This is a genomic window from Microtetraspora malaysiensis, from assembly GCF_001528665.1.
GTDB classification, from domain to species: domain Bacteria; phylum Actinomycetota; class Actinomycetes; order Streptosporangiales; family Streptosporangiaceae; genus Microtetraspora_A; species Microtetraspora_A malaysiensis.
Window position 1 is genome coordinate 363,922 of sequence record NZ_BBYJ01000006.1, and the last position, 11,362, is coordinate 375,283.

9 protein-coding genes are annotated in these 11,362 nt (G+C 71.3%); 8 read left to right on the forward strand and 1 reads right to left on the reverse strand.

Annotation, left to right across the window (positions count from 1 at the left end; all coding sequences use genetic code 11):
- The first annotated feature begins 9 nt into the window (after positions 1 to 9).
- From murC to AWQ71_RS07120, 8 genes are all read left to right on the forward strand, one after another.
- A complete protein-coding gene (murC, locus tag AWQ71_RS07085; protein WP_067128478.1) occupies positions 10 to 1,407 on the forward strand; it encodes a UDP-N-acetylmuramate--L-alanine ligase in 1,398 nt (465 codons plus the stop codon).
- 140 nt (positions 1,408 to 1,547) lie between these two features.
- Entirely contained in the window at positions 1,548 to 2,216 is a 669-nt protein-coding gene (locus AWQ71_RS07090; protein ID WP_245658148.1) for a cell division protein FtsQ/DivIB, read from the forward strand.
- Positions 2,217 to 2,461: 245 nt separating this feature from the next.
- A complete protein-coding gene (ftsZ, locus tag AWQ71_RS07095) occupies positions 2,462 to 3,877 on the forward strand; it encodes a cell division protein FtsZ (RefSeq protein ID WP_067128482.1) in 1,416 nt (471 codons plus the stop codon).
- A gap of 22 nt (positions 3,878 to 3,899) precedes the next feature.
- Entirely contained in the window at positions 3,900 to 4,622 is a 723-nt protein-coding gene (locus tag AWQ71_RS07100; protein WP_067128485.1) for a YggS family pyridoxal phosphate-dependent enzyme, read from the forward strand.
- Positions 4,623 to 4,829: 207 nt separating this feature from the next.
- On the forward strand, positions 4,830 to 5,360 hold the full coding sequence (locus tag AWQ71_RS07105) for a cell division protein SepF (RefSeq protein WP_067128487.1): 531 nt from the start codon (positions 4,830 to 4,832) through the stop codon (positions 5,358 to 5,360).
- A gap of 83 nt (positions 5,361 to 5,443) precedes the next feature.
- On the forward strand, positions 5,444 to 5,731 hold the full coding sequence (locus AWQ71_RS07110; RefSeq protein WP_061252351.1) for a YggT family protein: 288 nt from the start codon (positions 5,444 to 5,446) through the stop codon (positions 5,729 to 5,731).
- Between the two features lie 49 nt (positions 5,732 to 5,780).
- Positions 5,781 to 6,644, forward strand: coding sequence for a DivIVA domain-containing protein (locus tag AWQ71_RS07115; protein WP_067128490.1), 864 nt, complete (start codon positions 5,781 to 5,783; stop codon positions 6,642 to 6,644).
- 48 nt (positions 6,645 to 6,692) lie between these two features.
- Positions 6,693 to 7,796: a hypothetical protein gene (locus tag AWQ71_RS07120; protein WP_157570221.1), complete on the forward strand. Its 1,104-nt coding sequence runs from the start codon at positions 6,693 to 6,695 to the stop codon at positions 7,794 to 7,796.
- A 136-nt stretch (positions 7,797 to 7,932) separates the two neighbouring features.
- On the opposite strand, the gene ileS is transcribed toward AWQ71_RS07120, so the two are convergent.
- Positions 7,933 to 11,118, reverse strand: coding sequence for an isoleucine--tRNA ligase (ileS, locus tag AWQ71_RS07125; protein WP_067128494.1), 3,186 nt, complete (start codon positions 11,116 to 11,118; stop codon positions 7,933 to 7,935).
- Positions 11,119 to 11,362 lie beyond the last annotated feature (244 nt).

An 11,362-nucleotide genomic window follows, 5' to 3' on the forward strand; every position in this document is an offset into this window, starting at 1 on the left:
GAACCACCAGTGAGTCTTGTCAAGCTCGTACGGCCCGTCCCGGCGAAGGAGCTGGGGCGGGTGCATTTCATCGGCATCGGCGGCGCCGGCATGTCGGGCATCGCGCGCATCCTGCTCAAGCGCGGCGTGCCGGTGTCCGGCAGCGACGCCCGCACCTCCGTGATGCTGGGCGAGCTGCGCGAGCTCGGCGCCGTCGTCCACGTGGGCCACGCCGCCTCGCACATCAAGAACGTGGACACCGTCGTCGTCTCCACCGCGATCCGCGACTCCAACCCGGAGCTGGGTGAGGCGCTGCGGCAGAACCTGCGCGTCATCCCGAGGGCCGCGGCGCTGGCCGCGGTGATGGTCGGCCGGACCGGCATCGCGATCGCCGGCACCCACGGCAAGACGACGACGACCTCCATGCTGACCGTGGCCCTGCAGAAGTGCGGCGCCGACCCGTCGTACTGCGTGGGGGGACAGCTCGTCACCACCGGCCTCGGCGCCGACGAGGGCAACGGCGAGGTCTTCGTGGCCGAGGCCGACGAGAGCGACGGATCCTTCCTCATGCTCGCGCCGCGCATCGCCGTGGTGACCAACGTCGAGCCCGACCACCTGGACAACTACGGCGAGCCGCAGGCCGTCTACGACACCTTCGCGCGCTTCGCCGAGCGGGTGGAGTCGGTGCTCGTGCTCTGCGCCGACGACCCCGGCGCGGCCGCCCTCGCACCGGCCGCCAGAGAGCGCGGCCTCAAGGTCGTCACGTACGGCGAGGCCGCCGACGCCGACCTGCGCGTCTCCGGGATCGCCCCGAGGGGGCTCGGCCTGGAGTTCACAGTGGAGGGCCACGGAATCGTCCGGCTCACCGTCCCCGGCCGGCACAACGCGCTGAACGCGGCGGCCGTCCTCGCGGTGGCCCTGGAGCTCGGCCTGCCGTTCGACGAGATCAGGGACGGCCTGGCGGCGTTCACCGGGGCCAAGCGGCGGTTCGAGGCCAAGGGCGAGGCCCGCGGCGTCTCCGTGTTCGACAGCTACGCCCACCATCCGACGGAGCTGGCCGCCGACCTGCGCGCGGCGCGCGACGTCGTGGAGGAGGGCGGCCGGGTGATCGCGGTCTTCCAGCCGCACCTCTACTCCCGCACCCGCTTTTTCGCCGACGACTTCGGCGCGGCTCTGGGCCTGGCGGACGAGGCGATCGTCCTGGACGTGTACGGCGCCCGCGAGGACCCCGAGCCGGGCGTCTCCGGCGCGCTGGTGGCCGGGAAGGTGCCGTTGCCCGCCGATCGCGTCGCGTACGCGCCGGATCGGTCCGCGGTGCCGTCGCTGGTGGCCGGACGGGCCCGGCAGGGGGACATCGTCCTCACGATGGGCGCGGGCGACGTGACCGAACTCGGCCCGCTGATCGTCGAGGAGCTGTCCGCGGGGTGAGCGGTGCCGGGGGTCGCGGGCCCGACGGCCGGCGAGTCCCGGCGAGTCGCCGGGCGCGACGGCCTCCGGGCTGCCATGGTGGGGAGCCGGACACGCGAGCGCGCCGTCTCGGCGCGGCCTCCCGCCGATCGGAGTGAGACGTGAGGACGACCATCTGGCGAGTGGGCCTGGCGACCCTGCTGACGGGTGGCGTGGTCGGCGCGGCGACGTGGCTGGTCCTCTTCTCCCCGGTGCTCGGGGTGCGCGACGTACAGATCAGCGGCGCCGTGGGCGTGCCCGCCGACGAGGTGCGGCGCGCCGCCGGGGTCGCGCCGGGCACCCCGCTGGCCCGGGTCGACCTTGAGAAGGTGCGCGTGCGGGTCGCCGCGCTGACCCGGGTGGAGTCGGCGCGGGTGGACCGGGCCTGGCCGGGGACCCTCCAGGTCTCCGTCGTCGAGCGCACGCCCCTGGCCCTGGCGCGGGTGGACGGCAGGACCGTGACGATGGACCGCTACGGCGTCGTCCTGGGGGACGCGGGCCCGGCCGTCCGGCTTCCCCTGCTGCGCGTCCAGCGGCCCGCCGCCGACGACCCCGCCACCAGGTCGGCGCTGGCCGTCCTCGCGGCTCTTCCCGACGGGCTGAGGGGGCGGATGGACGAGGTCGTCGCGCCCTCGCCCGCGTCGGTCACGCTGCGCCTGACGGACGGCCGTACGGCCACATGGGGCGACGAGGAGCGCTCCGCGGAGAAGGCGCGGATCCTGGAGTCCCTGCTCCGGAGGCCTGCACGTTCCTACGACGTCAGCTCCCCCGACGTGGTGACGGTGAAGTGAGATTTCTCACCACCCACGCGATCATGCGGGACAGTCGTGATCAAAATCGCGTGCGAATCGGACACGCCGCGACACGCCGGACGGTGCTTGCGGCGCGGTTAGTTGACCCTGGGGGATGGGCAACCCTACTGTCCGTATCAATCTTCAGGTTGACATAACTCTAAATCTCAACTTGAGGGTGAGAGTTTTTAGCCAGCGCGGGTACCCCCCGCATCCAACGCAAACGATCGGAAAGGCCCCTCGTCGTGGCAGCACCGCAGAACTACCTCGCGGTCATCAAGGTCGTCGGCATCGGCGGCGGCGGAGTCAACGCCGTCAACCGGATGATCGAGGAGGGACTCAAGGGCGTCGAGTTCATCGCCATCAACACCGACGCCCAGGCGCTGCTGATGAGTGACGCCGACGTGAAGCTTGACGTCGGCCGCGAACTCACCCGCGGCCTCGGCGCCGGAGCCAACCCGGAGGTCGGCCGCAAGGCCGCGGAAGACCACCGCGAGGAGATCGAGGAGGTCATCAAGGGCGCGGACATGGTCTTCGTGACCGCGGGCGAGGGCGGCGGCACCGGCACAGGTGGCGCGCCGGTCGTGGCGAACATCGCGCGCTCGCTCGGCGCCCTGACCATCGGCGTGGTGACCCGGCCCTTCAGCTTCGAGGGCAAGCGCCGGGCGATGCAGGCCGAGGCCGGAATAGAGACTCTTCGCGAGGAGGTGGACACGCTGATCGTCATCCCGAACGACCGGCTGCTGTCCATCTCCGACCGGCAGGTCAGCGTGCTGGACGCGTTCAAGGCCGCCGACCAGGTGCTCCTGTCCGGTGTGCAGGGCATCACCGACCTGATCACCACGCCCGGTCTGATCAACCTGGACTTCGCCGACGTGAAGTCCGTCATGTCGGGTGCGGGCTCCGCCCTGATGGGCATCGGGCACGCCCGCGGCGACGACCGCTCGGTCGCCGCCGCCGAGATGGCGGTGTCCAGCCCCCTGCTGGAGGCCAGCATCGACGGAGCGCACGGCGTGCTGCTGTCGATCGCGGGCGGCTCCGACCTGGGCCTGTTCGAGATCAACGAGGCGGCCCAGCTCGTGTCCAACGCGGCGGCCATTGACGCCAACATCATCTTCGGCACGGTGATCGACGACGCCCTCGGCGACGAGGTGCGGGTGACGGTCATCGCGGCGGGCTTCGACGAGCCGACCCCGGCCAAGCCCGCCGCGCCGCCCCAGGCCGCGACCCGCGCGCAGCCCGCCCGGCCGGAGCCCGCCCGTCCGGCGGCCTCGGCGCCCGCCCGGCCCGCTTCCGCGCCGGCCCCGGCCAAGCCGGAGCAGCCCGCCCCGGTCCGGCCGGCCTCCGCGCCTTCTGTGCCGGTCACCCCGGTCGCGCCCCAGGCCCCGGAGCCCGAGGGCATGCAGGCGCCCAAGCCGGCGGTGACGCCGGTGCCCGTGCCGGAGGACCCCGAGCCCCCGGTGTCCTTCCCCCGGGAGAGCGTGTCCGAAGGCACGCGCGCGGAGCAGAGCGTGTCGGGCACCGGCCCGTTCTCCATCCCGCGTCCCACGCCCGAGCCGCCGACTCCGATCACCTCGCGCGTCAGCCAGCCGGCCAGCCGCCGGCCGGTGGTGTTCGAGGAGCAGGAAGAGGAGCTCGACGTGCCCGACTTCCTTAAGTGACCTTCCCCACACGCGAGTAAAAGTGAACGACGCACGACGCGAGGAGCTCTCGGCGGGCCTGGCCGCGACGGAGGCGCGCATCCGCGACGCCTGCCGTGCGGCCGGCCGGGACCCGTCCGAGATCACGCTCATCGCGGTGACCAAGACCTACCCCGCCTCCGACGTACGCCTGCTCGCCGGGCTCGGTGTGCAGGACGTCGGCGAGAACCGTGACCAGGAGGCCGCCTCCAAGGCGTCCGAATGCGCGGACCTGGGCCTCACCTGGCATTTCATCGGCCAGTTGCAGACCAACAAGGTCCGCTCGGTGGTCGCCTACGCCGACCTGGTCCACTCGGTGGACCGGGTCCGGCTGGTGGACGCGTTGAGCCGCGAGGCGGTGCGGGCGGACCGGGAGATCGGCTGCCTCATCCAGGTGTCGCTCGACCCCGCCGCGCCCACCTCGGGAGGCGTTGCGGAGCGCGGAGGGGTGGCCCCCACCGCCGTCCCCGAGCTGGCCGAGGCCGTCGCCCGGGCCGAGAACCTGCGGCTGCGCGGCGTCATGGCGGTCGCCCCGCTCGGGCAGGACCCGGGGCCCGCCTTCGCCCGCCTCGCGGAAATCGCCCGGGCGCTCCGGAACGATCACCCGGGGGCGGACGTTGTATCGGCGGGGATGAGTGGTGACCTTGACGAGGCGATCGCGAATGGTGCGACACACGTGCGTGTCGGTACGGCGTTGCTCGGCCGCAGAAAGCCCTTCGTCAGGTAATGTCCCCCAAGTGGACCTTGGTGTCCGCATCCAGGTAGAGGTCGATAAGCGGTCAGCTCCACGGGGGTACGGCTACCGCCCTGGCCTTCCAAAAGGGACCTAGAAGGCATGAGGGGGAGGAAGCCGGGCCGGACCGGCCGGGACTGCCAGGCAGGACCGACCGGCGTGGTACGGCTCCCGCCCCGGTGACACGGAGGACGACGAGAGATGGCCGGCGCGATGCGCAAGATGGCGGTCTACCTCGGTCTCGTGGAGGACGACCGCTACGACGACAGGTATGTGACCGAGTACGCGAATGACGAGGACTACGCCGACGACGATTACGAGTCGGCGCGCCGCGGATTCTCCGCCGGGGGGCAGAGCGGGCAAGCGGTGTCTCAGGAGCACGACGAGGACGGTGACACGTCGATCCCGGCGCCCCGCCCCTCGACCGCGGTGCTCGAACGGCGTACGACCGATCTGGCGCGGATCACGACCCTCCATCCCCGCACGTACAACGAGGCGCGCACGATCGGGGAGCATTACCGGGAGGGCACTCCGGTCATCATGAACCTTACTGAGATGGTCGACAGCGACGCCAAGCGTCTTGTCGATTTCGCGGCAGGTCTCGTCTTTGGCCTACACGGAAGCATCGAACGTGTTACGAACAAGGTGTTCCTGTTGTCCCCTGCCAATGTCGAGGTGACCGCCGAGGACAAGGCCCGAATCGCGGAACGCGGCTTCTTCAACCAGAGCTAGAGTTCCATGTATGGACAGTGACCGGCTCAGCGGTACCCATGGGGACCGGAGACTGCGGAACAGGATGGAGGTGAGGCTCGACCGTGGGGATCGTCAGTGAGATCTTGGTCGCTGTACTCTCTCTTTACCTCGTTCTGCTGATCGGCAGAATGATCTTTGATACGGTGCAGCTCTTTGCCCGCTCCTGGCGGCCTTCCGGGGTCGTCCTGGTAGTGGCGGAGGTCACTTACACACTGACCGACCCGCCTCTCAAATTTCTCCGCCGTTTCATTCCGCCCCTCAGGTTGGGTACGGTGGCCTTTGACCTAAGCTTCACAGTGCTGTTCATTGTGGTCTTGGTCTTGATCCAAGTCGTGTCCGCGCTTCGTTGATCGGGAACCGTCCCTCCGGACAGACTCCAAGCGCGCCAAGGAGACTCACATGCCGCTGACGCCCGCCGATGTGCGGAACAAGCAATTCAGTACCACCAGGCTGAGGCCTGGGTACGACGAGGAGGAGGTCGACGCCTTCCTGGACGAGGTCGAGGCGGAACTCGACCGCCTCATCCAGGAGAACGAGGAGCTTCGCGCGAAGCTGGCCGAGTGCATGCGCGGCAAGGTGCCGGGCGGCATGAACATGGCCGGAGGCATGCAGATGGCCCCCGCCCCGGTCATCGAGCCGAAGCCCGAGATGATGGTGCCGCAGCCCGAGCCCATCAAGCCTCCGGAGCCCGTCCGCCCCGAGCCCGTCCCCGTCGGCATGGGCATGCCGCCCGCCGAGGACAACATGGACACCGCGGCCCGGGTGCTCGCCCTCGCCCAGCAGACCGCCGACCAGGCGATCGCCGACGCCCGCCGGGAGGCGGACGAGACCGTGACCCGCGCCCGGCGCGAGGCCGACGACATCCTCGGCAAGGCCCGTCGCCAGGCCGAGCAGATCATCGGTGACGCCCGCGCCCGCGCCGAGACGCTCGAGCGTGACGCGCAGGAGCGCCACCGCCAGGCCATGGGCACCCTGGTGCAGAACCGCGACGAGCTCGACCGCAAGGTGGAGGAGCTGCGCAGCTTCGAGCGGGAGTACCGCAGCCGCCTCAAGCTCTACCTGGAGCAGCAGCTCGCGGACCTGACCGTGTCGGGCGAGAACAGCGGCGGCTTCCCGATCGTGGGTGCACCCCCGGCCATGGCGCACGCCGTGACCCCGGGCGCCCAGCCGATGCCGGTCTCCCCGAACCCCTTCGGCCAGGAGCCTTCGCCTCACTCGGGCGCTTTCCCGACCCCCGACGGCCCCCACAACGACCGCCGGTAAGGCGAAGGGCCGCGTCATCCGCGCGACCCGCTTCTCGGAGTTCCCCCCGTGATCCTTATCAGTGCCGCTCTGGTGCTCGTCGCGATCGGCCTGCTCATCGCAGGCGTGGTCCTGGCGAAGCCGTTCCTCGTGATGTGGTCGATCGTGGTCAGCGTGCTGTCCGCGGTCTGTTTGCTGATCGGGGCGCTGCTGAGGCGCCATGAACTGTTCCCGGCCGGCGGGCGTGCCGCCGAGGAACCGGTTCCGGCTCCCCAGGGCACAGCCGCGGCCGTACCCCAGATGGCGCACGCCGGCGTCCCCGGGCATCCGGGTATGCCGGGGCAGGTCGGCCTTCCCGGGCCCGTCGGGCACCCCGCTTTCGGCGGGGCCCCGGCTCATCCGGTGGCGCACCCCATGATGGGTGTCCCGGTCGTTCCCCCCTCGGGGGCGCCGGTGCCGCATGCCTTCCCGCAGCAGCAGCGGCCGCCCGCGCGGCCCGCGATGGCGGGACGAGAGCTCGGCCCGGACGTGATCGTGCTGGTCATCCCGGGGCGGAAGCGGTTCCACCTGGCGGACTGCCGTCAGCTCCAGGGCCGCGAGGCCGAGGAGCTCACGCACGAGGAGGCGCGCGAGGAGGGCTTCACGCCCTGCACCGCCTGCGTCCCGGAGGCGGCGGCACGGGTCGCCACCGACACCGAGGAGAACGCGGGCGGAGGCGACGCGCCCGAAACGGCCGTGGCGGACGACACGTTGCCCGGCCTCACGCGGCCCGGCGACGCCGCCGGACGGAGCACGTCCGGCGGAGGCACGGCGGGCAACCCCGCGGCCACGGACGGCGCCGAGGACATCGTCCCGGCGGCCGAGAGCACGACCAAAGACGACGAGCCGGTGAACCCGGCCGAGACGACGGATCCCGGGCGCGCCGGGTCCGCCGAGCCGGCCGGCTCCACCACGGCGACGATGCCACGCTCCTTCTTCGACCCGGCCGTACGGCCGGGCGAGGCGGCCGGCGCGGCTTCGTCGGACGTCGTGATGGTCATGACGGGCACCCGTAGGTATCACCGCGCGAGCTGCCCGTTGATCAAGGCCGCCCCCGAGGGGGGACTGGAGACGATGGCCACGAGGGAGGCGGAGGACGCGGGGCTCACCCCCTGCTCCATCTGCGCCACGTAGGCGTTCCTGATCTGAAACCCGGCGGCGGGGACCCGAACAGGGGTCCCCGCCGCCGGGTTTTTCCCGTTGTCAGGATGGGCGGGTGAGATGCCCGGGCTGTGGGTCCCCGCCGGAGCGGGGACCCACAGGGGCGCCGTCAGGCGCGGCGGAGCTGGAAGACCAGCCCGAGGTCGGCGTCCTCGTGCCGGGGCAGGCCGTCCTGGGAACCCTCGGTGAACGCGGTGGCGAGGACCTCGTCGGCGATGGCCCGGCCTCCCTCACGGAGGGCCTCGGCCAGGTCGTCGCCGCGCGCGGACCACCACAGCTCGATCCGGTCGGTGATCGCCAGCCCGGTCGACTTCCTGGCGTCCTGGACGAGGCGGATGACCTCGCGGACCAGGCCCGCCCGGCGCAGCTCGTCGGTGATCTCCAGGTCGAGCGCGACGGTCTCGCCGGTGCCGGTGTCCACCGCCCCGGTCTCCACGGCCCAGCCCGAGCGCGGCTGCTCGGTGACGATCACGTCGTCCGGCCCGAGCTCGACCGTGCCCAGCTCGCCGGCCTCGACCGTGGCGGCCGTGCCGGACCTGAGGGCCTGGGCGAGCGCGGCGGGGTCGGCGGCTCCGACCGCGGCCGCGACCAGCTTGGTCTGCGAGCCGAACCGCTTGCCGAGCGAGCGGAAGTTCGGCTTGACGGTGAACGTCACCAGATCGGCCGAGAATCCGGACATGTCCTGAAGCGTCTGCACGTTCAGCTCGTCGGCGATCAGCTCCCGCAGCTCACCGGGCAGGGCGGCCCAGCCCGGCGCGCCGATGAGCGCGCGGCCCAGCGGCTGGCGGGTCTTGACCGAAGAGGAGGCGCGGGCCGAGCGGCCGAGCTCCACCAGGCGGCGGACCAGCGCCATCTGCTCCGAGAGGGCCGGGTTGACCGCCGCCTCGTCCACTTCCGGCCACGTGGCCAGGTGGACCGACTGCGGCGCGTCCACCCCGCGCAGCACGTCCCACACGTAGTCGGTGAGGAACGGGACCATCGGGGCCATCAGCCGCGTCACGGTCTCCAGGCACTCGTACAGCGTGGCGAACGCGGCGGCCTCGCCGGACCAGAACCGGCGGCGGGAGCGCCGGACGTACCAGTTGGACAGGTCGTCCAGGAACTCCGTCAGCCGGCGGCCGGCCCGGGCGGTGTCGAACTCGTCGAGGGACGCCGTCACCTCGGCGACGGTCCGGTGCAGCTCGGCCAGCGCCCACCGGTCGATCAGCGGACGCTCCGCGTGCGGCGGGGCCTCGCCCATCATGGACGGCGACCACGACTCGGCGTTGGCGTACAGGGCGAAGAACGACGTCGTGTTCCAGTAGGTGAGCAGGACCTTCCGGATGATCTCCTCGAGCGAGGCGTGGCCGATCCGGCGGGGCGCCCACGGTGAGCCGGAGGTCGCCATGTACCAGCGCAGGGAGTCGGCGCCGTGCCGCTCCATGAGCGGCATGGGCTGCAACACGTTGCCGAGGTGCTTGCTCATCTTGCGGCCGTCCTCGGCGAGGATCAGGCCGAGGCAGAGCACGTTCTCGTAGGAGGAGCGGCCGAAGACGAGCGTGCCCACGGCCATCATCGAGTAGAACCAGCCACGGGTCTGGTCGATGGCCTCGCAGATGAACTGCCCCGGGTAGGAGCGCTCGAAGATCTCCTTGTCGACGTGCGGCGCGCCCCACTGGGCGAACGGCATGGCGCCCGAGTCGTACCAGACGTCGATGACGTCGGGGACCCGCTTGGCCTCGGCGCCGCACTGCCCACAGGGGAAGGCGACGTCGTCCACGTAGGGGCGGTGCGGGTCGAGCGCGGACAGGTCCTGCCCGGCCAGCTCGCCGAGCTCCTCCAGGGAGCCGACGCAGGTGACGTGCGAGTCGTCCTCGGAGCAGACCCAAAGCGGCAGCGGGGTGCCCCAGTAACGGGACCGCGACAGCGCCCAGTCCACGTTGCCCCGCAGCCACTCGCCGTACCGGCCGTTCTTGATCGTGCCGGGGAACCAGTTGGTCCGCTCGTTCTCGGCGAGCAGCTCGTCCTTGATCGAGGTGGTCCTGATGTACCAGGAGGGGAGCGCGTAGTACAGCAGCGGCGTGTGGCAGCGCCAGCAGTGCGGGTAGCTGTGCTCGAAGTGGCCGCCCCGGAACAGCAGGCCGCGCTCGCGCAGGCTGTCGGTCAGCGGCTCGTCGGCGTCCTTGAAGAACATCCCGCGGACCAGCGGCACGTCCGGGAGGAAACGCCCGTCCGGGCCGATCGGGTTGACGACCGGCATGCCGTACCGCTTGCAGACCGCCATGTCGTCGGCGCCGAAGGCGGGCGCCTGGTGGACCAGGCCGGTGCCGTCCTCGACGGTGACGTAGTCGCCGAGCACGACGTAGTGGGCGACGGGACCCTGCCCGTCGGCGCCGTCCTCGGGGAAGGTGACCAGGTCGAACGGGCGGCGGTAGGCGGTGCGCTCCAGGTCCTTGCCGCTGAAAGTCGCGACCACCTCGGCGTCCTCGCCGAGGACCCGCGTGAGCAGCGGCTCGGCGACGACGAGGATCTCACCGCCGGTGCGCGCCGCGACGTAGGTCACGTCGGGGTGCACGGCCACGGCCGTGTTGGACACGAGCGTCCACGGCGTCGTGGTCCAGATCAGCAGCGACGCGCCCATCTCGGCCAGCGGGCCGGAGGTGGCGGGCATCCGGACGTACACCGAGGGGCTGGAGACGGTCTCGTACCCGCCCGGCTGGCCGAGCTCGTGGTCCGACAGCCCGGTGCCGCAGCGCGGGCAGTACGGCGTGATCCGGAAGTCGCGGAACAGCAGGCCCTTGTCCCAGATGGTCTTGAGCGACCACCAGACGGCCTGGACGTACTGGGAGTCCATGGTGCGGTAGGCCTGGGACATGTCGACCCAGTAGCCCATCCGCTCGGTCATCTCCTCGAACGCGTCCACGTGCCGCAGTACGGACTCGCGGCACTTCGCGTTGAACTCGGCGATGCCGTACGCCTCGATCTGGGGCTTGCCGGAGAGGCCGAGCTCCTTCTCGACGGCGACCTCGACGGGCAGGCCGTGGCAGTCCCAGCCGGCCTTGCGCGGGACGTGGTAGCCGCGCATCGACTTGTAGCGAGGGAAGACGTCCTTGAAGACGCGCGCCTCGATGTGGTGGACGCCGGGCATGCCGTTCGCCGTCGGCGGGCCCTCGAAGAAGACCCAGGACGGGCCGCCGGCGTTCTGCTCCAGGGAGCGTTCGAAGACCTTCCCGTCCCGCCAGCGTTCAAGGACCTCGCGTTCGAGGGCCGGCAGGTCGACCTGCGCGGGAAGAGAGCGGAAATAGTGGGAAGACATCGTCGGGCGGGACCTCCACGCAGTGGCTGACATGGCGTGAAGGGACGAAGCCGGACCCGGCTCCGCGGTACCACCCTTCTTGGCCCACCCCTCGGGCGGGCCCTCTCATTCGTGTCGCTGCCAGGTCTACTCGGCTTCGCGCCTTTCTTCCGGCGGCTCCGGGGTGATTTTCGCTCCGTGACTCGCCCCGGGCTCGCACCGTCCCCGGGTCGCTCCTGCGAGTGGTTACGGAGGTACTCGTCCC

Bases quoted from the DNA above. Each gene is read 5' to 3' on its own strand.
- AWQ71_RS07105 (WP_067128487.1), top strand. From the start codon at position 4,830: ATGGCCGGCGCGATGCGCAAGATGGCGGTCTACCTCGGTCTCGTGGAG.
- AWQ71_RS07115 (WP_067128490.1), top strand. From the start codon at position 5,781: ATGCCGCTGACGCCCGCCGATGTGCGGAACAAGCAATTCAGTACCACC.
- ileS (WP_067128494.1), bottom strand. From the start codon at position 11,118: ATGTCTTCCCACTATTTCCGCTCTCTTCCCGCGCAGGTCGACCTGCCG.